This is a genomic window from Prevotella sp. HJM029, assembly GCF_000599605.1.
GTDB lineage: Bacteria > Bacteroidota > Bacteroidia > Bacteroidales > Bacteroidaceae > Prevotella.
In genome coordinates, this window is record NZ_KK082668.1 from 85,441 (window position 1) to 107,784 (window position 22,344).

The 22,344-nt window shown below is 46.5% G+C and carries 19 protein-coding genes; 13 read left to right on the forward strand and 6 right to left on the reverse strand.

Annotated features, from left to right (window positions below):
• Positions 1–35 precede the first annotated feature (35 nt).
• The 12 genes from X919_RS0109140 to X919_RS0109200 all read left to right on the forward strand — a co-directional run bounded on the left by X919_RS0109140 (position 36) and on the right by X919_RS0109200 (position 16,192).
• Positions 36–2,018 carry a fumarate reductase/succinate dehydrogenase flavoprotein subunit gene (locus tag X919_RS0109140; RefSeq protein ID WP_028899851.1) on the forward strand — a complete coding sequence of 661 codons (1,983 nt, stop codon included), beginning with the start codon at positions 36–38 and terminating at the stop codon, positions 2,016–2,018.
• A gap of 17 nt (positions 2,019–2,035) precedes the next feature.
• Positions 2,036–2,794, forward strand: coding sequence for a succinate dehydrogenase/fumarate reductase iron-sulfur subunit (locus X919_RS0109145; protein WP_004380527.1), 759 nt, complete (start codon positions 2,036–2,038; stop codon positions 2,792–2,794).
• Between the two features lie 341 nt (positions 2,795–3,135).
• Positions 3,136–3,648, forward strand: a complete 513-nt coding sequence (gene coaD / locus X919_RS0109150; protein WP_028899852.1) for a pantetheine-phosphate adenylyltransferase — start codon at positions 3,136–3,138, stop codon at positions 3,646–3,648.
• A 3-nt stretch (positions 3,649–3,651) separates the two neighbouring features.
• A complete protein-coding gene (ybeY, locus tag X919_RS0109155) occupies positions 3,652–4,080 on the forward strand; it encodes an rRNA maturation RNase YbeY (protein WP_028899853.1) in 429 nt (142 codons plus the stop codon).
• A 308-nt stretch (positions 4,081–4,388) separates the two neighbouring features.
• Positions 4,389–4,874, forward strand: coding sequence for an MgtC/SapB family protein (locus X919_RS15200; RefSeq protein ID WP_036917763.1), 486 nt, complete (start codon positions 4,389–4,391; stop codon positions 4,872–4,874).
• Between the two features lie 186 nt (positions 4,875–5,060).
• Positions 5,061–5,789 carry a M15 family metallopeptidase gene (locus X919_RS0109165; protein ID WP_028899854.1) on the forward strand — a complete coding sequence of 243 codons (729 nt, stop codon included), beginning with the start codon at positions 5,061–5,063 and terminating at the stop codon, positions 5,787–5,789.
• A gap of 77 nt (positions 5,790–5,866) precedes the next feature.
• Positions 5,867–7,075 carry a THUMP-like domain-containing protein gene (locus tag X919_RS0109170; protein ID WP_081759453.1) on the forward strand — a complete coding sequence of 403 codons (1,209 nt, stop codon included), beginning with the start codon at positions 5,867–5,869 and terminating at the stop codon, positions 7,073–7,075.
• Positions 7,076–7,136: 61 nt separating this feature from the next.
• Positions 7,137–8,285, forward strand: coding sequence for a hypothetical protein (locus X919_RS0109175; RefSeq protein WP_028899856.1), 1,149 nt, complete (start codon positions 7,137–7,139; stop codon positions 8,283–8,285).
• Positions 8,286–8,320: 35 nt separating this feature from the next.
• Complete coding sequence (locus X919_RS0109180) at positions 8,321–10,303, forward strand: DNA topoisomerase IV subunit B (protein ID WP_028899857.1); 1,983 nt, start codon at positions 8,321–8,323, stop codon at positions 10,301–10,303.
• Positions 10,304–10,355: 52 nt separating this feature from the next.
• The gene (locus X919_RS0109185; RefSeq protein ID WP_081759454.1) at positions 10,356–11,975 is read left to right on the forward strand and encodes a S41 family peptidase; all 1,620 of its coding nucleotides are present in this window, start codon (positions 10,356–10,358) and stop codon (positions 11,973–11,975) included.
• Positions 11,976–12,012: 37 nt separating this feature from the next.
• Positions 12,013–13,341, forward strand: a complete 1,329-nt coding sequence (locus tag X919_RS0109190; RefSeq protein ID WP_036917766.1) for a helix-turn-helix transcriptional regulator — start codon at positions 12,013–12,015, stop codon at positions 13,339–13,341.
• Positions 13,342–14,110: 769 nt separating this feature from the next.
• Entirely contained in the window at positions 14,111–16,192 is a 2,082-nt protein-coding gene (locus X919_RS0109200) for a TonB-dependent receptor (RefSeq protein ID WP_028899861.1), read from the forward strand.
• Between the two features lie 133 nt (positions 16,193–16,325).
• Here the strand turns inward: X919_RS0109200 and X919_RS0109205 are convergent, their stop codons facing one another.
• The gene (locus tag X919_RS0109205; RefSeq protein ID WP_028899862.1) at positions 16,326–16,997 is read right to left on the reverse strand and encodes a four helix bundle suffix domain-containing protein; all 672 of its coding nucleotides are present in this window, start codon (positions 16,995–16,997) and stop codon (positions 16,326–16,328) included.
• A 327-nt stretch (positions 16,998–17,324) separates the two neighbouring features.
• Between X919_RS0109205 and X919_RS0109210 the strand changes: the two genes are divergently transcribed.
• Entirely contained in the window at positions 17,325–17,585 is a 261-nt protein-coding gene (locus tag X919_RS0109210; protein ID WP_025069714.1) for a SemiSWEET family transporter, read from the forward strand.
• A gap of 90 nt (positions 17,586–17,675) precedes the next feature.
• On the opposite strand, the gene X919_RS0109215 is transcribed toward X919_RS0109210, so the two are convergent.
• From X919_RS0109215 to lepB, 5 genes are all read right to left on the reverse strand, one after another.
• A complete protein-coding gene (locus X919_RS0109215) occupies positions 17,676–18,200 on the reverse strand; it encodes a hypothetical protein (protein WP_036917769.1) in 525 nt (174 codons plus the stop codon).
• A gap of 382 nt (positions 18,201–18,582) precedes the next feature.
• A complete protein-coding gene (gene ruvB, locus X919_RS0109220) occupies positions 18,583–19,617 on the reverse strand; it encodes a Holliday junction branch migration DNA helicase RuvB (protein ID WP_028899864.1) in 1,035 nt (344 codons plus the stop codon).
• 103 nt (positions 19,618–19,720) lie between these two features.
• On the reverse strand, positions 19,721–20,383 hold the full coding sequence (locus tag X919_RS0109225; protein ID WP_028899865.1) for a WbqC family protein: 663 nt from the start codon (positions 20,381–20,383) through the stop codon (positions 19,721–19,723).
• A 34-nt stretch (positions 20,384–20,417) separates the two neighbouring features.
• Positions 20,418–20,837 (reverse strand): S26 family signal peptidase, encoded by a 420-nt coding sequence (locus X919_RS0109230; RefSeq protein WP_028899866.1) that lies wholly within the window; start codon positions 20,835–20,837, stop codon positions 20,418–20,420.
• A 56-nt stretch (positions 20,838–20,893) separates the two neighbouring features.
• On the reverse strand, positions 20,894–22,342 hold the full coding sequence (gene lepB / locus X919_RS0109235; RefSeq protein ID WP_028899867.1) for a signal peptidase I: 1,449 nt from the start codon (positions 22,340–22,342) through the stop codon (positions 20,894–20,896).
• Between the last annotated feature and the right edge of the window lie 2 nt (positions 22,343–22,344).

The window sequence follows — 22,344 nt, forward strand, 5'->3', positions numbered from 1 at the left end:
TAAGGTAAGATGAAATTATTTAATTGAAGATCATTATGACGAAGATATTAGATTCAAAAATACCCGCAGGACCCGTTGCAGAGAAATGGACTAACTACAAAGCACATCAGCGTTTGGTTAATCCTAAGAACAAATTAAAGTTAGATGTCATCGTGGTTGGTACAGGTTTAGCAGGTGCCAGTGCTGCAGCTTCATTGGGAGAGATGGGCTTTAATGTGCTAAACTTCTGTATTCAAGACTCACCTCGTCGCGCACACTCTATTGCAGCGCAAGGCGGAATTAATGCAGCTAAGAACTATCAAAACGATGGTGACTCCATTTATCGTTTGTTTTATGACACCGTTAAGGGCGGAGACTATCGTGCACGTGAAGCAAATGTCTATCGCTTAGCCGAAGTATCCAACGATATTATCGACCAATGTGTGGCTCAAGGTGTACCTTTTGCACGTGAATATGGTGGCATGTTGGCCAATCGTTCATTTGGTGGTGCGCAGGTAAGTCGTACCTTTTATGCTAAAGGTCAGACCGGACAGCAGTTGCTTTTGGGTGCTTATTCTTCATTAAGTGCACAGATTCAAGCAGGCAAAGTGAAGCTTTTCACGCGTTATGAGATGGAGGATGTCGTTATTGTAGACGGTCATGCACGTGGCATTATCGCTAAGAATCTCGTAACAGGTGCGTTAGAACGTTTCTCGGCCAATGCCGTTGTTATCGCAACAGGCGGCTATGGTAACACCTATTTCTTGTCAACCAATGCTATGGGATGTAACTGTACGGCGGCTATTCAATGCTATCGTAAGGGTGCATATATGGCAAATCCTTCTTATGTTCAAATCCATCCAACTTGTATTCCAGTGCATGGTGATAAGCAATCTAAGCTCACTTTAATGTCTGAGTCTTTGCGTAATGATGGCCGTATTTGGGTTCCAAAGAAGCTTGAAGATGCCAAAGCTCTGCAAGAAGGTACGAAGAAAGGTTCAGATATTCCAGAAGAAGACCGCGACTATTATTTGGAACGTCGTTATCCTGCATTTGGAAACCTTGTACCACGTGACGTTGCTTCACGTGCTGCTAAGGAGCGTTGTGACAAGGGTTATGGCGTGAATAACACCGGTTTAGCCGTGTTCCTCGACTTTTCCGAGTCTATTAATCGTCTCGGTATCGACACCATTCTTCAGCGTTATGGCAACCTTTTCGACATGTATGAAGAGATTACCGATGTTAATCCGGGCGAGTTTGCTAAGGAGATTAACGGCGTGAAGTATTACAACCCCATGATGATTTTCCCGGCTATCCACTATACGATGGGTGGTATTTGGGTTGATTACGAACTCATGACCACCGTTCCTGGATTGTTTGCCATTGGAGAATGCAACTTCTCTGACCACGGAGCGAACCGCTTAGGCGCATCCGCTTTGATGCAAGGTTTAGCTGATGGTTACTTTGTTCTGCCTTATACGATTCAGAACTACTTAGCCGACCAGTCGCTTTGGGGGAAGGTTTCTACCGATTCTCCAGAGTTCCAGGCTGCTGAAGAAGGCGTAGAGAAAGAGATAAATCGTTTGATGGGCATCCAAGGTAAGCGTTCTGTAGATTCTATTCACAAAGAGTTGGGTCACATCATGTGGGAACATGTGGGTATGGGACGCACCAAAGAAGGACTCGAAACCGGCTTAAAGCTGTTGAAAGAACTGCGTGAAGAGTTCAACACCAACCTCTTTATCCCAGGTAAAAAGGAAGGTCTGAATGTAGAATTAGATAAGGCTATTCACTTACGCGACTTCATTTTAATGGGTGAATTGGTTGCTTATGACGCACTTCATCGTGAGGAAAGCTGTGGCGGTCACTTCCGCGAAGAGCATCAAACAGAAGAAGGTGAGGCAAAACGTGATGATGAACACTTCTTCTATGTAGGTTGCTGGGAGTATCAAGGCAACGACAATACAGCACCAGAACTCATCAAAGAGCCCCTCGAATACGAGGCGATTAAGGTACAAACACGTAATTATAAGAACTAAGTTGAAGTAAAAAGATTATGGCAAAAGCAATTTCTTTCACAATCAAATATTGGAAACAGAATGGTCCTAAAGACCAAGGTCATTTCGATACACACGAGATGAAGAACATCCCCGATGACACTTCATTCCTCGAGATGCTTGATATTCTCAACGAAGAACTTATCGCAGCCGGTCAAGAACCTTTCGTTTTCGACCACGACTGCCGTGAGGGTATCTGCGGTATGTGCTCACTTTACATCAATGGTACGCCGCATGGCAAGACCGAACGCGGTGCAACCACCTGCCAACTCTATATGCGTCGTTTCAACGAGGGTGATGTTATCACCGTCGAACCCTGGCGTTCTGCCGGCTTTCCGGTGATTAAAGACTGCATGGTTGACCGTTCAGCTTTCGATAAAATCATTCAGGCTGGCGGCTATACTACCATCAGAACGGGGCAAGCTCAGGATGCCAATGCCATCCTTATTCCTAAAGAAGCTGCCGACGAAGCGATGGATTGCGCCACTTGTATTGGCTGTGGTGCTTGCGTAGCTGCATGTAAAAATGGTTCGGCCATGCTCTTTGTCAGCTCAAAAGTGAGCCAGTTGGCACTCCTTCCACAAGGTAAACCCGAGGCCGCTAAGCGTGCAAAGGCAATGGTTTTGCGCATGGATGAGCTTGGTTTTGGTAACTGTACCAACACACGTGCCTGTGAAGCTGTGTGTCCAAAGAACGAGAAGATTGCCAATATCGCTCGTTTAAACCGCGAGTTTATCAAAGCAAAATTGGCTGATTAAACAGAACATGTGCTCCCTTTTCGGGGGAGACGATTCTATAAAAGGCGGGAAGTCCACACGGGCTTCCCGCCTTTTTTGTGCCTAAACAATGGAAGCGTTTGCTCTATTCCAATCCTTATCGGTAGGAGTGCGCACCTTTATTTTCATGAAGGCAGCATAGAAATGCGGTCTTGATGGGCAAGATAACGAAATGAAAAAGACGTGCATAGGCTCATTTGTATTCAAGGATTTGAACTATCGGCTACGCCTTTTAAGGGCCTTCTTTCCCATCTTTTGATGAAAAATGCGGAAAGGGCAACGTAAATTTGCATGCCATCGCAGAAAATTGTAATTTTGTAACGATGGAAACAACAAAGCGGATAGCACTTTTCACAGGCACTTTCGACCCTTTCACCATTGGCCATCAGTCGATTGTTGCGCGCGCATTGCCCCTGTTCGATCAGCTGATTATCGCCGTGGCAGTGAGCAAACTCAAACATACGCAGGCCGAAATCAATGCACGTGTGGCTGCCATTGAGGCGGTCTATGCTGGAAATCCGGCTATAGCCGTAAAGGCTTATGACGACCTCACCGTAGAGATGGCAGCGCGCGAAGGTGCCCATTTCATCGTGCGTGGTGTGCGTTCGGTACGCGATTTCGAATACGAGCGCGAACAAGCCGATATCAATCGGCAGTTGAGTGGTGTTGAAACGGTGTTGCTTTTCGCCGAACCTCAGCTCTCAAGCCTTAGCTCTACGATGGTGCGCGAACTGCAATTCTTTGGTAAAGACGTATCGAAATGGGTGGCCAAGCCCATGCGCAATACTGATATTCAGGCTACCCCTGCCGACAGTCACAACAAAAAACAAGTTTAGGATATGATTACCTATAGTGCAGAAGGTGTAAAAATGCCGCACCTTAAAAAGCGCATTCTCAACCAATGGATTAGGCAAGTTGCCGCCCGTCATGGGCGAAAGGTTGGCGATATTGGCTATATGTTTGTCAACGACGACAGGATTTTAGAGGTCAATAACACCTATCTTAGCCACGACTACTACACCGATATCATCACATTTGATTACGATGAAGCCGACACTATTAGTGGCGATTTGGTGATTAGTTTAGACACGGTGCGCACCAATGCCGACTTGTTCCATAAAGCTTATGCCGACGAATTGCACCGGGTGATCATTCATGGCATCCTTCATCTCTGTGGCATCAACGACAAAGGACCCGGCGAACGCGAAGTGATGGAAGCCCATGAAAACGAAGCTTTAGCCCTGTTAGCCAAATTGTTGCCGGCATAGCACAAACAAGCCGCCAGGTAATCGCTCCTCAAAAGCATATCTATTGTGCGGCAAAGTGGTGCATATTGCGCGATAATCTCATAGAGATTGCAAGCCAATAGCGCATAGATTGTTCCACCATTTGCTCCTCATTGTGCAATGACCATGGATGGAATGTTCTGCCGATGGGGGATGATGGGTATCCTATAGTGGGGTTATATGCTCGTTTTGACCCCTTCTTTGTGCCCTGATTAAATTTATATCGTGAGAGGTTGCAAGCCTCTTTTTTTTTATGTAAGTTTGCAACTACGATTGTAAAAGACAGGATTATGCTCACATTAGAATTTATTATACGCATCTTTGTAGCCGCACTTTTGGGCGGTTTCATCGGTTTAGAACGCGAATATCGCGAGAAAGCCGCAGGCCTTCGCACCCATTTCTTGGTGGCTTTAGGTTCGGCTTTGTTCATGATTGTTTCGGCCTTCGGTTTTGAGGGCGTTTTGAAAGATCCCAATATGCGTTTAGATGTGTCGCGCATTGCAGCGCAAGTGGTGTCGGGTATCGGTTTCATCGGTGCCGGAACCATCATTTTTCAAAAGAATGCCGTACGTGGGTTAACCACTGCTGCAGGCGTATGGGTGACTGCAGCAATCGGTCTTGCGTGTGGTGCCGGCATGTATTTGTTGGCTACTGTCTCAACCATTTTGGTGTTAGTGGGTATGGAAGCCTTTAATTATGTGTTGCGACAACTCAATCGTTTGCATGGCACAGATGAAGAAAAGGGAGGAGATGCCACATCAAGACCAGGTGAATAGCACACCAAGGCGCACCCTATATCGTCGGTATGTTCTGAGATGTAGAGCGCTATGGTGTGCACTTCTGGTGGCTATCGGTAAAGATGGTTTCCACAACTTATTCCATTCTCACCTTTTCCTTAGGCCCATTCGTGTTGCGATGGCGTTCTAAAGGCGTGTTTAAGAATAATAGAAAGATAGTACTATATGTTGAGATTTTATCGGTTTCATCGGCAAAAGTGGGATAAAGCTCTTGCCTCTCTCATTTTTTTCTCTTTTAATTGCAGTCTCATTGCAGCACAGTTGACTCAATCCTCAACCACGAAATGCAGTGCTACGGCACAGCAGTTAGCACGGCAAGGCTATCAACAGGTGCAGCAATGCGACCCAACAATTCATGTAAGTTTGATGTATGCACGTCCCGATAACTTCTGTGGTGTGGTGTTATACAGTGACCTTCGTGAGGCGTTTTTACATCCCGAGGCCATGAAAGCTCTGCAAAAAGCACAGTCCTATTTAAAACAACTGCGCCCCGACCTCAGCTTAAAGGTCTACGATGCCGCACGCCCCATGCACATTCAGCAACGCATGTGGGACGAAGTGAAGCATACTTCGAAAGCCATTTATGTGTCCAATCCTGCGCATGGTGGCGGCATGCACAACTATGGAATGGCTGTAGACATCACCCTTTGTACGCTAAAAGGCGACACGCTCGATATGGGAACGAAGATTGATTACATGGGCAAGGCGGCGCATATCGACCATGAGGCGGCGTTGGTTACTGCCCATATCATCTCGCCCGAAGCACGAAGAAATCGGCAACTTTTGCGGAAAGTGATGCGTCATGGCGGTTTTATACCGTTGCGAACCGAGTGGTGGCATTTCAATAAATGTTCGCGTGCGGTGGCAAAGAAATATTATAAGGTCATTCCATAACCCTTTCAAGCGTGCCGTCATGACGATGAATTGGGTGTTTTTTCTATCCGCATGGCGTTGAAATCGTTGTTTATCAGATGGAGTTAACAAAACAGAATTTAGAAAAAGTGCAAACTTTTGTGCGCGAACACCGTCAGGATGATGTGCGAAGGTTGGCGCTTCAAGCCGCCAAATATCCTGATATGGACTTTTCGTTTGCTCTTCATCAAATCAAAGGATGGCAGGTAGCGTGCAAGAAATTGCCCTCATGGGCAGCTCATGAGCAGTTGCTTTACCCGCAACAGCTGTCGATGGAGCAATGTTCAAGCGAGCAAACGGCGCGCTATAAGCAGCAACTTGTGCAGCGGTTGTGCGGCAAAGGCCTGGGCGAGAGCACGTTGGTTGACCTCACAGGAGGTTTAGGTGTCGACTTTTCTTTCATGGCCCAGGGATTTAAGAAAGTCTATTATGTGGAGCAACAAACCGAGTTGTGCGCGTTGGCAAAGCACAATTTTCCACTTTTAGGCCTGCCTTCTGCACGGGTGATTAGCGGCGATGGCACCACTTTCTTACGAAGTATGTCTGACCGAGCAGGGGTTATTTATCTTGATCCTGCGCGTCGCGATGCCACAGGAAGCAAGACCTATGCCATTGAAGACTGCACGCCCGATGTGGCTTTGCTATCCGATGAGTTGGTTGACAAGGCGCAATGGGTGGTGGTTAAGCTGTCGCCCATGTTGGATTGGCATGCGGCTGTGGCACAGTTGAAGCATGTCTGCGAGGTGCATATCGTCAGTGTTGGCGGCGAATGCAAGGAACTGTTGTTGGTGATGCAGCGGCATGTCGGTGAGCACTCCTTGCAACTTTATGCCGTGAATGACGGTAAGGTGTTTGCCTGTTCAGCCGAGGAGGCGCAACAAAGGGTACCCCTCCTTCGAACATCCACTTTCGACTATCTGTTTGAACCCCATGCCTCGTTGATGAAAGCAGGTTGTTTTGCCGCTTTGTCGGCGCGTTATGGGGTGGAGGCCTTGGCTACAAACACCCATCTTTTTGCAGCCATGACACCTGTAAACGATTTTCCTGGCCGGCAGTTTCGGGTGCTTGCTGTGACTCCTTTCAGTAAAAAGAGTTTGAAATCAGCCTTGCATGGAATAGAGAAAGCCAATCTTGCGGTGCGCAACTTTCCTCTTTCTGTGGTGGAATTGCGTAAGCGGTTAAAATTAAAAGAGGGTGGGGAACACTATTTGTTTGCCACGACCATTGGTACAACGCACGCCTTAATTATTTGCAAAAAAATAGTGTAAATTTTGCGTTCTGCATAAAATTGGCTACATTTGCGCGTTTGAGAATTAAATCAATAATTTAATGTCGGCAATAGAAATTAAGACAGTGAGCAGTAAGGCTGACCTCACAACATTTATAGATTTTCATTATACGCTCTACAAAGGGAATGCTTTCGACGCGCCAAACCTCTATCGTGATGAGTTAGATACGCTCTCGTCCAACAAGAATGCGGCTTTTGATTTCTGCGAAGCAGCCTATTTCTTGGCTTACAAGGAGGGGCAGTTGGTGGGGCGTGTGGCTGCCATCATCAACTATCGTGCCAACGAAAAATGGCACACAAAGGCGGTACGTTTTGGCTGGATTGACTTTATTGACGACATAGAAGTGAGTAGAGCGTTGCTCAAAGCCGTAGAAGATTATGGCCGAAGCAAGGGCATGGACAACGTGGTTGGGCCGTTAGGGTTTACCGATTTCGACCCCGAGGGCATGCTTATCGAAGGCTTTGACCAGTTGGGCACGATGGCAACGATTTATAATTATCCCTATTATCCGCAGCACATGGAGCGACTTGGCGGTTGGAGGAAGGATAACGACTATGTGGAATACAAGCTCATTGTGCCGAAAGAAATTCCGGAGAAGTACACCAAGGTGGCCGAGATGATTGAAAGCCGCTACAATCTTCATGTGCGTGCGATGACAAAAAAGGAGGTCTATCAAGGTGGTTTGGGCTATAAGGTGTTTGAAATCATCAACGAAACCTTTAAAGATTTGTATGGTTATTCCGAACTTACCGAGAAGCAAATCTATCAATATATTGACACCTATCTGCCGTATGGCGATTTAAACTGGATGCCGATTGTGGAAGATTGGAACTGCGAACCCCATAAAATTGTGGGCGTAGGGCTCACGATTCCTTCGCTGTCACGCGCCCTTCAGAAACTCCATAACGGACGATTGCTGCCTTTTGGTTGGTGGCATATTCTGAAAGTGTTGAAGTTTCACCAAACGAATATTGTCGATTTACTGTTGATAGGTGTCCTTCCCGAATATCGTGTGAAAGGCGCTAACGCTCTGTTGTTCTCGCATTTGATACCCATCTATCAGAAATATGGTATTGCATGGGGGGAGACCCATGTGGAGATGGAGACCAATGAAAAGGTGCAAAACCAATGGCAATATTTGGAAACGGTGTTGCATAAGCGTCGCCGTTGCTACCGAAAGGACTTATAAAACGTTGTAATTTTTCGCATAACAGCAGCAAAGATATGACAGAAAACGAAATAAAGAACGAAGAAATCAATCACAAGCCCCAAGAGACCGTGGCTTATACCGACGACAACATTCGGCATTTGTCGGATATGGAGCACGTCAGAACGCGCCCGGGAATGTATATAGGGCGCTTGGGTGACGGCAATTTACCTGAAGATGGTATTTATGTTTTGCTGAAAGAAGTCATCGATAACAGCATCGATGAGTTTAAAATGCACGCGGGCGACCGCATTGAAATCGACGTTGAAGAGAACCTTCGCGTGCGGGTCCGCGACTATGGCCGGGGCATTCCGCAAGGCAAATTGGTTGAAGCCGTGAGCATGTTGAACACGGGTGGAAAATATGATTCGAAAGCTTTTAAGAAGAGTGTGGGCCTGAATGGTGTGGGTGTTAAGGCTGTAAACGCCTTGAGTTCGCACTTCGAAGTGAAGTCTTATCGCGATGGAAAGGTGCGCGAATTGGTGTTCGAAAAGGGTAATCTACTATCGGATAAAACAGAAGATAGCAACGATGAAAACGGCACTTATATTTATTTTGTGCCCGACAACACACTCTTTAAAGGCTATAGTTTCCACGAAGACATCGTTGAAACCATGCTGCGTAACTACACTTATCTGAATAGTGGTCTCACCATTATGTATAATGGTCGGCGTATCAAGAGCCGTAATGGTTTGGAAGACCTGCTCAACGACACCATGACCAATGATGGCTTGTATCCCATTATCCACATTGTGGGCGAAGATATTGAGATTGCTTTCACGCATGCCAATCAGTATGGCGAAGAGTATCACAGCTTTGTCAACGGACAACACACTACGCAAGGCGGTACACACCAGAGTGCTTTTAAGGAACATATTGCGAAAACCATCAAGGAGTTTTTCAATAAAAACTACGAGTATACCGATATTCGCAATGGCATTGTGGCTGCGATTGCGCTGAATGTGGAAGAGCCTGTGTTTGAAAGTCAAACGAAGATTAAGCTTGGTTCGACGCAAATGTCGCCCGATGGCGAATCGATTAATAAATATGTCGGTGACTTTATCAAGCAGAATGTCGATAATTTCTTACACATTCATCCCGATGTGGCCGAGGTTTTAGAAAGCAAAATCAAGGAGAGCGAACGCGAAAGAAAGGCTATGGCGGGCGTAACGAAGTTGGCAAGAGAGCGTGCAAAGAAGGCAAACCTGCACAATCGTAAGCTGCGGGACTGCCGCATTCACTTTAGTGACAGCAAAAACAGTCGCAAAGAAGAGAGTGCTATCTTCATCACCGAGGGCGATTCGGCCAGCGGAAGCATCACGAAAAGCCGTGATGTCAACACGCAGGCCGTTTTCTCTTTGCGTGGAAAACCGCTCAATTCGTTTGGCTTAACGAAGAAAGTGGTCTATGAAAACGAAGAATTTAACTTGCTGCAAGCGGCCTTAGATATTGAGGAAGGGCTCGACGGTTTGCGCTATAATAAAGTGATTGTGGCGACAGATGCCGATGTCGATGGCATGCATATTCGGCTGCTTATCATTACTTTTTTCTTGCAATTCTTTCCCGAATTGATTAAAAAAGGGCATGTTTATGTGTTGCAGACGCCGCTTTTCCGTGTGCGAAACAAGCGTACAAAGATTAAAAATAAGCAGGTGATAGCCGAAGCTGACGCCCGTTTAGACCCGAAAGAGAAGAAGAATGATTTTATCACACGCTATTGTTACACCGACGAAGAGCGTCTGAATGCCATTCAAGATTTAGGCCCCGACCCCGAGATTACACGCTTTAAAGGGCTCGGAGAGATTAGTCCTGAGGAGTTTGTGCATTTCATTGGTGCCGATATGCGGTTGGAACAGGTGACACTTCACAAGAATGATCAGGTGGGAAAGCTATTGGAATATTACATGGGTAAGAACACTATGGAGCGGCAAAACTTCATCATCGACAACTTAGTGATTGAAGAAGACCTGCCCGAAGCCGATACGGAGCCGATGGAATGAAGCTGAAAGGCAAGGAAAGGACGATGTAAGAACGAATAAAAGAAAAGGTATAATGAAACAAATGCAACACATATTTTCTGTCGCTACCCATGATTTGAAGCGGGTAGGGATGGTCTTTTTGTTAGGATTGACCTGCTGTTTGGCGCTCCAAGCACAGCATTCTCGTCGCGATGATGATGCCGCTTTGCGCAAATTGCAGTTGGCAGAGATAGCTATTTACAATTTCTATGTCGACTCAGTGAACCAAAATAAGCTCGTAGAAGACGGCATTCGGGGGATGATAGAGAAGCTCGATCCACATTCATCTTATTCAACCGCGCAGGAAACCAAAGCGATGAACGAACCGCTTCAAGGCTCGTTTGAGGGTATTGGTGTGCAGTTTAATGTGGTGCAAGATACGCTTTTAGTCATCCAACCCGTTTCGAATGGACCTTCAGAGCGTGTGGGAATCTTAGCCGGTGACCGCATTGTGATGGTGAATGACAGTGCTATTGCGGGTGTAAAAATGTCGAAAGAGGAGATTATGCGTCGTCTCCGTGGCCCCAAAGGATCGAAGGTTCGCTTAGGCATTGTGCGTCGTGGCATCAAAGGTGTGCTCACTTTTGTCGTGGTTCGCGATAAAATTCCCGTGAAAACCTTGGATGCTTACTACATGATTCGCCCCACAATAGGCTACATTCGCATTGGTAGCTTCGGCTTAACCACTTACAAAGAGTTTATGGAAGCCGTAGCCGTTTTGAAGCAACAAGGCATGAACGACCTTATTCTTGACCTCGAAGAGAATGGCGGAGGCTATTTAAATGCGGCGGTAGACATTGCCAATGAGTTTCTTAAACGCAACGACCTCATCGTCTATACTTTAGGGAGAAGTGTGCCGAAACAGGAGTTCCGGGCCGATGGAAAAGGCCGTTTGCTCGCGGGAAAAGTAGTGGTTCTCATCAACGAATTTACGGCTTCGGCAGCCGAAATCGTTACAGGTGCATTGCAAGATCAAGACCGTGGCGAGGTTGTTGGGCGTCGTTCGTTTGGCAAAGGCTTGGTGCAACGGCCGATAGAGTTTCCTGATGGCAGCATGATTCGTCTCACGATTGCCCATTATTACACGCCTTCTGGTCGCTGCATACAGAAACCTTATACGAAGGGTGATGCGCGGAGTTATGCGTTGGACATTGAGAATCGTTTCGAACATGGCGAACTTTATAGCGCCGACAGCATTCATTTTGCCGACTCTTTAAAGTATAAAACGCTGCGAAAACAGCGTCTTGTCTATGGTGGTGGGGGCATTATGCCCGATTATTTCGTGCCACTTGATACTACACTTTATACGCCTTATCATCGACAATTGGCCGCTCGGAGCTATCTCATCAATGCCAATTTGAAATATGTAGATGCACATCGCAAGACATTGAAGCAGCAATATCCCGACTTTGCCACCTTCCTTGCACGCTATGAAGTGCCACAATCGTTGCTTGACGACATTCGAAAGACGGCCGAAAAAGACAAGGTTAAGCCCAAAGATGAGGCAGAATGGAAGAAAAGTCTGCCGCAACTGCGCCTTCAACTCAAGGCGCTTGTGGCACGAGACCTTTGGGATATGAGCCAATATTTCCAAGTGGTGAACGAGGCAAATCCTATTGTTCAAAAGGCCATTGTGCTGTTTCAGCAGCATTAGGCCACTTAGTATAACACGCTGAATCGTATTATTCCACATGAGAAAAAGTTTTTTTCTAATTCTGATGGTAGGGGCTTTCATGGCTACCACCATCTTTTCCTGTCGGTCAAAGCAGCCCACACCGCAGAAAGTTTCGGATGCTATTGAAGATACAGCATCGTCGAAAGATGCCTATTTCCGCGCCATTACGAAGATTGCTTATGCCAAATACCTCAAAGGTGAGACCAAATCGAGCCTGGAATATGCCTACATTGCGTTGGGAAGGTCTATCGAAGAGCAGTCTGAACACTATGAGGCCACGCTCTCATTCCTTATCGGAATCAACAAAGCCAACGTAGGAGATTATAACGGAGCGATGCCCTATTTTCGACGGACCATCAATATTTATAACGGCATGAGCACGCCGAAAGACCCTTGGAATGGGCTTTATCAAAAGGTTTATACGTTGCTCAATACCATGCAAGCGATGCAAAATGCAGGCAAATATGACGATGCCATCCGCATGTTGCCCGATTTAAATCGTTCGCTTCGCTTATTGGCCGAGACGCCAGACACGTTGGGTTTGAAGGAGAGTGGCAATCATTCGTATGGTTTTATGCCCCGTTCGGCCTTTAAATTGGCAAAGTCGAGCGAGACAATGATTTTCGAAATGCAGCAACGTCAGCAAGAAGCCGAGCTGCGAACCCTACGCATTGCCCTCATCATGGGTGGCGTAATCTTTGTGTTGTTGTGCTTCATCGTGTTCCGCATCGTGCGCTATAACCGCATCATCACCCGCAAGAATGCTTCGGCTGTCGACACCATTAACCGCCTGTTGCAATATCGGGAAGCGTTGAAAAACGAGCGCCTTCAGAATGAATTGCTCAAAGAAGCTGTGGCCGAAGAAAAAGAAAAACAAACAAAAACGGCAGCAGAAGCCCACGTTGAAGTTGCAAAAACCGATGTAGAGAGCGTGAAAACGGCTACCGATGAGGCGAAGGAAGATGCCGATCGTGCCCTCTTTTCGAAGCTCTCTGAAGTGATTATGCGCAAGAAGATGTTCTTGCAACCCAAACTTTCGCGCGAGGATGTCATCAACGAGGTGTATGTTCCGCACAATAAATTTGCCCAACTTTTCACACGATTTTCGGGCATGTCGTTCACCAAATATATCAATGAACTGCGTTTAGAATATGCTGCCGAGCTGTTAAGAGACCGTCCTGACTACACGATTGAGGCCATAGGCGAGGAGTGTGGCATGCCCATAGCGCAAACATTCTATCGTAATTTCTCCGATAAATTTGGAGTTACGCCCGCTGATTTTCGTCATTTATCTCACAAAAATGCACAAAAACAGCAGATAATGAATAATCGTGATAAGGAGTGAAGGATTGTGATACGCTTTTTCATGTAATCGCAATATCTTTGCATCGAAGGTTTAAGTTTTAGACTATTAAGTACTCAACTTTGTAAATCACATTAGCCCGTGAGGGTTTAAGTTATTTCATTTTTCGCATTCAAAATTTGTATTTAGAGAGTTATGATGTGTAAGTGTTCATTTTGTTGCATGATGGTCTTAGGACTATTTCCTTTGCGAAGGACAACGGAATGGACCACATTGAAAGATATGCTGCCTGCTGAAGGTAGCATATTTTTTTTGTTTCGGGTGGGCAAAACCACCGAGAACGGCCACCGTTCTGTACTGTTTTTGGTAAAAATCATGGAATACGCCCACCGTTTTCCCTTGTTTTTGAGGAAAAAGGTCGAAAACGTAGGGCGGTTTCAGCTGTTTTTATGGAAAACAAAGGAAACCGCCCTACGGATGCTTCTGTTTTGATTGAAACCACCATAACACGGCCACCGTTCTCGTGTTTTTAGCAGAAAAAGGCCGAGATACGGGTGTTTCCCGCCTGTTTTTGAGAAAAATAGTCGAGAAACGGGTGCCGAACGCTTGTTTTTATCAAAAATGATTGGGATACGGGTGTATCTCATTTGTTTTTGAAAAAAATAGCCGAGAAACGGGTGTTTCTCGCTCGTTTTCATGAAAAATGGCTGAGATACGGGTGTGTTTCGCGTGCTTTTGGATAAAAACGCCTGTTTTTTTGTAATTTTGCGGGCGGTTTGAAATTATGCAAACCACAAAAGAATTTATTATAATGTACAAGACAATTTTCAACACGTGCCCACGAATGGTGTTCAAACACTTCACCAACAAGGGCTATGCGCTGTTTGCTTGTCTTGGCAAAGAAGTGCTGATTGGCACACTGTCTGTGGCATCGCTCACCTATGCAAAGGCTGAGGGGATGAGCAATGATAGTGCAGTCGTCGACACCATTGCCAAGAAAGCAATGAAGGAGTATAGTCTTGCGGGGGTCGAAGTGACCGCTTCGAAGGCACCGCTGATGCACAATCAGCAAGCGAGAATGGTAACTGTACTGACGCAGAAGGATGTTAATGCTGCGCCAGTGCAAAGTGTTAACGACCTATTGAAACACGTTGTCAGCGTGGATGTGCGGCAAAGAGGCCCCTTAGGTGCACAGGCTGACATCGGTATCCGGGGTGGAAACTGCGAGCAAACGGCGCTCCTTTTCAACGGCATACCCGTTGGAAATCCGCATACCGCCCACAATGCATTCGATTTTCCCATCGGAAAGCGCGAACTGACACGCATCGAAGTGCTCGAAGGTCCGGCAGGAAGTGTCTATGGCACCGCCTCGCTTTTGGGTGCCATTCATTTGGTATCGGTTCCTCCTTTGGCTTCAAGTGCCACGGTTTATGCGTCGGGAGGAAGCTTTGGTTATGGCGAAATGGGCGGCCGTGTGAACCTTGTTCGCGGACCGTGGAACCAGCAAGTCTCCGCTTCTTATGTGCGAAGCGATGGCTATCAGCGCAATAAGCAGGGCGGTCTCAACACCGATTATCGTGGCGTGAAGGCGCTCTATCAAGGCTATTACGACACCGATGCGCTGCTGTTGCAATGGCATGCCGGGCTGAGCAATCGTCGTTTTGGTTCGAGTACCAACTATAGTGCGAAGTATGATGACCAGTTTGAGCACACGTTAAACAGCTATACGGCGTTGCAGGCAGCTACGAAACGTGGCTTTTTGAAGCTGCGTTCGTCGGTCTATTGGAACCGCTTTTACGACCGTTTTGAGCTGTTTCGTGGACGCAGCGACCGCTATCCTTTCAACTATCATCGCACGAATGTTTTAGGTGCCAGCGTCAATTCCTATTTCGATACCGCGTTGGGTCGCACGGCTTTTGGAGCAGAATGGCAGCGCGAAATGTTGGTAAGCACCAACTTGGGCACACCTCTTTCGGCTCCGAAACCCATTCATGGTGTGACGGGAGCCACCTATAAGATGGGTTGTTTCCGCACGAATGTGCAGCTTTTTGCCGAGCACAATCTCACCATTGACCGCTTTTCGGCCTCGTTAGGTCTCGTGGGTGTGAAAAATAGCCATGCCGATATGGGGTTGCGTTTCTATCCCAATGTCAACCTTTCTTATCGTCTTGGCCAGGCTTGGCAGCTCTATTCGAGCTTCAATTCGTCGCTCAGAATGCCTTCAATCACCGAGCTGTTCTATTCGGTTGGCGGACATAAGGCCAACCCAAATCTGCGCCCCGAGGAGCTGACGGCGTGGGAATTGGGTGCGAAATACGAGGCGAATGGGGTGGCTGCGCGTGCCCATCTGTTCCACAATCGCTACACCCATCTCATCGATTGGATTAACAGTGGCGAGACCGATGCATCGGGTTCGTTGCTCTGGCGGTCGGTGAATTTCGGCAAGATTAAAGCTCTTGGCGTTGAAACCCATGTGGCTTTCGACTTCAAACAGCTGCTTCCCGCACAACAGGTGTTGCAACAACTGCAGTTGGGTTATTGCTTTATCCAGCAAAATCAGCACGAGCCTACGGGCATTCGCAGCCGCTATGCGTTGGAATATCTCAAGCAAAAGTTTGTGGCTGCTGCGCAGTTTCATGTCGTTTCGCTGCTGAATTTGCAGGTGAATTATCGTTTCCAGCATCGCATGGGGCAATATTTGGATGCTTCAGGAGCGGCCCATCACTATGGTTCTTATGGCCTTTTAGATGCCAAATTCCTGTGGCAAGCACCACGTTGGCAAGCTTATGTTGAGGGAAACAATCTGCTCAACCGGCATTATTTCGATGTGGGCAACGTGCCACAGCCCGGTTGTTGGGTGGTCGCTGGTGCCGCTTTCAACATTCAACTCTAATGAAATGGTTAAGGCAAGCCCCGATATTTCGCGGGCTTGCCGCTTTTTAGGGCTGCATTGTTGATGGTTTTTTCTAGTTTTCTAGGGTTCCTAGTTCCCCTAGGAGTCCTAGGGAGACTAGAAAATCTATCAACTACCCTCTTTCCTTCCTCATTCTTTCTATCTCGGCTTTCAGCCTTTCGTTTTCAGCTTTCAGCTGCTCGTTCTCCGTTTGCAGGCTTTTGAGCAAGGCATCTTGCTCTTTTCGGTAGCCTGTTCTGGCAGCATACATGCGTTCTTTGATGCCGCCTTGCTCCACAAACAACTTCTCTAATCGGGCAAGATAGCTGCAAAGCATCTTGTCGGTGATGTGGCAAAGCGTGATGAGGGTATTGCAAAATTCCTCAGCAGTCCATTTATCTGCATAAACCAAATAGTCGTGAGGCTTGTTGTGTTGCTTGCAAAAGGCGAGCATAGTGTTATAGCGCGGGTGCGTGTTTGTCCAGTGAAGAAGGTGGCGTGTGTGCAGATGATCTTCATAATCTTCGCGCAGTTCCTGCAGAGAGGCACGTGCTACGTTGAGCAGTTTCAGTTCCATTTCACTGGATGTACTACCATCTTCAATGCCTTCCACGATGTTTTGTTTGCCCGATCGGGCTGCTTGCACCATCTGATCTACGGTGCGGTCGCCATATTTGGGCAGAAATCGACGGCAGAATACATAGGTGAGTTGATAGATGGCATCGGCCTTTTGATAGATAAACAATTCGGTGTAGGGCGTGTTTTGCCGCAACACTCCTTGTTGTGATTTTGCTTTTTGCTCCATATCGTTATGTTAAGGTTGTGCAGTCAGTCACTTTCTTGTGGAAACAGCATTAGCACCAGAGCCTTGTTTGTGGCGGACGATGGCGTGATGGCCTGTTACTTGGCTTACAAATTTACGGTTTTTGTGGCGTGAAGACAAGGAAACATGACAGAAATGGCACCAATGTTTTGTAGGAACAAGTGGAAATCGCTATATTTGCAGCGTACGATGGCTATGCGTTGGTGTGTTTTTTGTAGCTATGGAAGGTTGCATGTAGCCTGTAAATGCCGTTGGAAACAAGCTTGTAGAAGGAGATAAAATTCAAACATTTATTCAATATTCAAGATAATGACAAAAGAAAAGTTTTTTGAAAAATTAGGTTGGATTGGTATGATTACCTCCGTGTTGATGTATGTTTTCTACATTGCACAGATTCAAAACAACCTCTCAGGCCAAAAAGGCACGTTCATTCAGCCTCTTATGGCAGCCATCAACTGTACACTTTGGGTGTGCTATGGTCTTTTTAAAGAGAAGCGCGATCTGCCTCTTGCCTTAGCCAATGCTCCAGGTATCATCTTTGGTTTAATCACCGCTTTCACCGCTTTGTAAGCCTGTTGGGCTGCAATAAAACCCCAAAAAGAGCCTCCCTCTTGCACGCTTTCTTCGAAACGTGGATGAGGAAGGCTCTCTTTTGATGCCTTAATCTTGTTTATGGAAGATTTTGTTCAAGCGATGTCTGAATTCAAGGAATGCTGACGAGAACTTGATTTGCACTGAAGTGGAATAGACTATCCCGTTCTTTTCTTCGCCTGTGTCGTAATAATAAACGGTTTCTTCCCCATTTTTAAACACGTGGACAGAGAAGATGGGCCAACATGTTTTGCCATGTGCATAGGGCTTTGTCCATAGCGTGTCGGGTATTGTGCGCTCAACAAAGAGCCGACGAGCTAATTGTTTTATAATGGGTACATCGCTCGAGGTAATCCTTTTGATGGGTTCCGAGAGCTTTGCATACTCTATTCTGTTGGTATCCCGCCAAAAGATTCCGTCCATTCTTGTGAGGGTGTCACTATGATTAATCACATAGCGTGTTTTTCCTAACATACCACTATATTCAACATAAATGGAGTCTGCATCAGCAATTCCACTCATTGCTTGACTTGAACAGCAACTATAAGTGAGTAGAATGGCTGTAATTGCTACAATGAAGGTGAATTTTCTCATCAGCAAGCATGTTTTCTTAAGCGTTTGTCAATGGTATTCGTTGAAATACCATTGCCTAAATTACGTGGCGAAAGTTACGCAATAATATGGAAACAAGCAAGAACTTCGGTTATAATTTTGCGTTGGATTGGAAGAAATAACCCTGCGGTGTTGCGTTTGTCTGGGGGCAGTAGGATGATAAAAGGGTGGGGGAAATAATGTCATGGACTATTCCTGTTTGTGGGTTTGTAAGGTTGTGGTGGCACAAGGACTATCGTCTTAGGTCGCAATTTGCATGCTATTCTGGCGTAAAGTCATTGCTTTTAGTACATAATTTGCATGTTATTCTGCTGCAATCTATGCCACTTTCTTTTCTCGCTTTTAGGTGGTTCCTGTCAAAGGGCTATTCAAAGAGGTCGGGATGCATGAGGTTTCCTTCGTAGCGATTGCGTCCAAGGTGCTCATAAGCTAAGGTAGTTGCCATGCGCCCACGTGGTGTTCGTTTGATAAAGCCTTCCATGATGAGGAAGGGTTCGTAAACATCTTCCACCGTTCCTGCATCTTCTCCAATGGCCGTAGCAATGGTACTCACGCCCACAGGACCACCTTTGAACTTATCGATGATGGTTAAAAGAATCTTATTATCGATTTCATCGAGCCCATATTCGTCGATGTTGAGTGACTGAAGCCCTAATTGTGCGATGTCATGGGTGATGGTTCCGTTGCCCTTTACCTGTGCAAAATCGCGCACACGGCGTAGCAAAGCGTTGGCAATACGGGGCGTCCCGCGGCTCCTTCGGCTGATTTCAATGGCGGCTTCTTTCTCAATCGGCACTTTTAAGAGCATGGCCGAGCGCTGGATAATACGCTGCAACGTGTCGGGGTCATAATATTCTAAGTGCATATTGATGCCGAAACGCGCACGTAAAGGGGCAGTGAGCATGCCGCTTCGAGTTGTGGCTCCGATGAGTGTAAAGGGGTTTAAATCTAACTGTATAGAGCGTGCCGAAGGCCCTTTATCTATCATAATATCAATGCGATAGTCCTCCATCGCCGAGTAAAGGTACTCTTCTACGACGGGCGAGAGGCGATGAATCTCGTCGATAAACAGCACATCGTTGGGTTCTAACGACGTGAGAATGCCGGCCAAATCGCCCGGTTTATCGAGCACCGGACCACTGGTCAGCTTGAAGCCCACGCCCAATTCGTTGGCAATGATGTTGCTCAACGTGGTTTTTCCCAAGCCAGGTGGCCCATAAAGGAGGGTATGGTCGAGTGGCTCTCTGCGGTATTTGGCGGCCTCAACAAATATCTCTAAGTTCTCAACCACCTTCTTTTGCCCGTTGAAATCGCTAAATTTCAGCGGTCGCAAAGCGTTTTCAAAGTCGCGTTCGGCGTTGGAAAGCGTCTCTTCTCTTATATCGAAATCTTCAGACATGCCTGTTTTAATTTCTGCAAAGGTAACGGAAAAGGGGCGAATAGGCAAACGAAAGGGTAAAAAACGAGGTGTGCATGCCTATCCATTCTACCCCCTATGGGCATTATAACCACAGCACCGCCTCGTTACCTTCGTTGAAAAGCAGGTCGAGAATGCTCATGTTGGGTTGGAAACCTATTTTTTGTTGATACACTTGGTAGTAGGGTTTTGCAACAAACGTAGGGTCGTTTTCGGGGTGTTTAGGACGGATGCTGTTACGGAAATCGGTTTTTTCAGGGGTGGAGTCAGGTGCTATTGCCGCCTCTTTGGGTGGTAAAGGTTGGAATGAAGCGGTGTATTGGGGTTGTTTTTCGATGTCTAACAAGTTGAGCATGCACATCATAATGGCATGGTTAAAGTCGATGAGAAAATCCCATTTCTTTTCAAAAAATGGGCGGATGTCGTCTTGGTAATATTCAAAAAACGGGCTTTCACCATATGCCGAGCATAGGGCATTCCAATGGATGTGTCGCCAATTCCCATGATCGGTGATGCGAATATCGCGAAAAGGAGTTTTGGAAAGTTGCTGGTTGTCAGGGCAAGTCACAGGAATGCTCAATGCTTGTAGCCCATTGGTGGTGGGGATGATGCAGCGATTGCGGTAGGTTTGTTTCACGAAGTGCTCGTGCTGTTCTATCCAAACCTGCGGATAGCGATTGATTTTTTGGTACCATTGAATGGGACCAAAATAAGTAGAACTGAGAAGAACTGTGTCGTTCTGAACCATAGGCTATGTTTGAAAAGTGGTGGGTTGTGGTGTGTTAGAATGGAAGATGATAAAGCCAATAGGCCTTACCGATGATTTGATGTTGCTGAATGAGCTGGTAGCCGTTGCCCGTTTGCACTAAGAAGGTGTGGCAATCAGTACACAAACAGCGTTTGCAGCAGGCAGAAGGGATGACATAACGTTGCTGTTTGATACGAAGGGTATCACCAGGTAGTGCTTTGATGCGCCCTATTTCGTTGGGTGTTTTTCCGAAAACAATGAGTTGTTCTCGTTGAAAATCTTTTCTGTCGAGCTTGTTAACGACAATGCAATCGCCTTGTTTCAACAGCGCATGGGCAGACACTTGGTAGATGGGGAAGATGAAGGCTCTGACCAAGAGCGACAGAACAAGCCCCACACCGATACTGAAACACCATGCACGAAGTTGCTGCATATTAAAAAAATCACGCTGCATCGTGTCGTTGTTCGCAGGCGAAAGGACAGAGATGCAGCGTGGTGGGATGAATGATTTTACTTAATGTGGTCGACAATATTGAACAAACGGCTCCATCGAACGCCCTTAAAGCCCGAATAGTCGGGGTTCTTGCTCCACCAAATGAAGATGGGCTTACCGACAATATGGTCTTCGGGAACGAAGCCCCAATAGCGCGAATCGGCACTGTTGTGGCGGTTATCGCCCATCATCCAATAGTAATCCATCTTGAATTTATAGGTGTGAGCGAGTCGTCCATTGATGTAGATTTGTCCATTCTTTATCGTTAAATCGTTGTGCTCATACACGCGAATAGGGCGCTCATAGAGGGCAATATTCTTCATATTCAGTTCCACTGTAGCACCCTTTTTCGGTATCCATATCGGCCCATAATTATCTCTTGTCCAACCCGTATAGCCATCAAGTGGATATAAATCGCCCGTTTGTGTATCGGTGTTGAGCTTAATGCTTGCCACAAGGTCTTTGCGCTTAGCTAAAGCCATCACAGCTCTTTTCGTTAAAGGCAGATAGCCATATTGCGAAAGTGAAGCCATATCCTCGTTAGAAATGCCCAATTCATCGGTCAGTTCCGTGGGTAATGGTTGCTTTAACTTCACGTAATAGGTGTATTGAACATTGTCGGGTTCCTTGTTGGCCTTACCATTTAGGTAGACAATGCGATTTTTAATTTGTAAGGTTTGCCCAGGTAATCCCACGCAACGTTTGACGTAGTTCTCACGTCTATCAGTAGGACGAGTAAACACTTCGCCGTATTCTTCAGGATGGGCTAACACATAACGACGGCCTAACGCATCGATGTGAAGCTGATAATTGCGCTGCTCTACAGGGTTCATCAACTTCAAATCGGGAGTTGATTCCCCATTCGATGCAGCAAGTTGTTGACCGATACTATGAATTAAAGTGTAGTAATCGCTCTGTTGATACTGCTCGGCAGCAACTAATGTGTCGCCGGCTGGGAAGTTGAACACGACAATATCGTTAAGCTTTACGTTGCCCAACCCCTTCACTCTTCGGTAGTCCCAATGAGGCCATTCAATATAACTTTTGGTGTTAATCACCGGTAAAGTGTGCTGAGTGAGTGGCATTGTGAGTGGCGTTTCAGGAATTCTTGGTCCATAACTCACCTTGCTCACGAAGAGATAATCGCCCGTGAGGAGGCTCTTTTCTAATGAGCTTGAGGGGATAACGAAGTTTTGAAAGAAGAAAAGGTTGATGAAATAAACCGCCACTAAGGCAAAGACAAGGGCATCAACCCAACTCATGATGAAGCGTGTGGGACCTTCACTGTCTTTCCACCACTGCCATCTAATCTTCTTAGTGATGTAAACATCGAAGATAAATGGGACGACAAGCAGCCCCCACCAACTACCAACCCAGTATAAAAAGAGTAGATAGGCAATGATGGCGATGACGAATTTTGTCCACTGAACCCGTGGGTTTAACTTTGCTTTTTCTTTATCTATCATAA

Coding starts and splice junctions, on each gene's coding strand:
- X919_RS0109205 (WP_028899862.1), bottom strand. CDS start 16,997: ATGGAGCAAAAAGCAAAATCACAACAAGGAGTGTTGCGGCAAAACACG.
- coaD (WP_028899852.1), top strand. CDS start 3,136: ATGGAAACAACAAAGCGGATAGCACTTTTCACAGGCACTTTCGACCCT.
- X919_RS0109140 (WP_028899851.1), top strand. CDS start 36: ATGACGAAGATATTAGATTCAAAAATACCCGCAGGACCCGTTGCAGAG.
- X919_RS0109230 (WP_028899866.1), bottom strand. CDS start 20,837: ATGCAGCGTGATTTTTTTAATATGCAGCAACTTCGTGCATGGTGTTTC.
- X919_RS0109215 (WP_036917769.1), bottom strand. CDS start 18,200: ATGAGAAAATTCACCTTCATTGTAGCAATTACAGCCATTCTACTCACT.
- X919_RS0109200 (WP_028899861.1), top strand. CDS start 14,111: ATGTACAAGACAATTTTCAACACGTGCCCACGAATGGTGTTCAAACAC.
- X919_RS15200 (WP_036917763.1), top strand. CDS start 4,389: ATGCTCACATTAGAATTTATTATACGCATCTTTGTAGCCGCACTTTTG.
- ruvB (WP_028899864.1), bottom strand. CDS start 19,617: ATGTCTGAAGATTTCGATATAAGAGAAGAGACGCTTTCCAACGCCGAA.
- X919_RS0109165 (WP_028899854.1), top strand. CDS start 5,061: ATGTTGAGATTTTATCGGTTTCATCGGCAAAAGTGGGATAAAGCTCTT.
- X919_RS0109185 (WP_081759454.1), top strand. CDS start 10,356: ATGAAACAAATGCAACACATATTTTCTGTCGCTACCCATGATTTGAAG.
- X919_RS0109175 (WP_028899856.1), top strand. CDS start 7,137: ATGTCGGCAATAGAAATTAAGACAGTGAGCAGTAAGGCTGACCTCACA.
- lepB (WP_028899867.1), bottom strand. CDS start 22,342: ATGATAGATAAAGAAAAAGCAAAGTTAAACCCACGGGTTCAGTGGACA.
- ybeY (WP_028899853.1), top strand. CDS start 3,652: ATGATTACCTATAGTGCAGAAGGTGTAAAAATGCCGCACCTTAAAAAG.
- X919_RS0109145 (WP_004380527.1), top strand. CDS start 2,036: ATGGCAAAAGCAATTTCTTTCACAATCAAATATTGGAAACAGAATGGT.
- X919_RS0109180 (WP_028899857.1), top strand. CDS start 8,321: ATGACAGAAAACGAAATAAAGAACGAAGAAATCAATCACAAGCCCCAA.
- X919_RS0109170 (WP_081759453.1), top strand. CDS start 5,867: ATGGAGTTAACAAAACAGAATTTAGAAAAAGTGCAAACTTTTGTGCGC.
- X919_RS0109210 (WP_025069714.1), top strand. CDS start 17,325: ATGACAAAAGAAAAGTTTTTTGAAAAATTAGGTTGGATTGGTATGATT.
- X919_RS0109225 (WP_028899865.1), bottom strand. CDS start 20,383: ATGGTTCAGAACGACACAGTTCTTCTCAGTTCTACTTATTTTGGTCCC.
- X919_RS0109190 (WP_036917766.1), top strand. CDS start 12,013: ATGAGAAAAAGTTTTTTTCTAATTCTGATGGTAGGGGCTTTCATGGCT.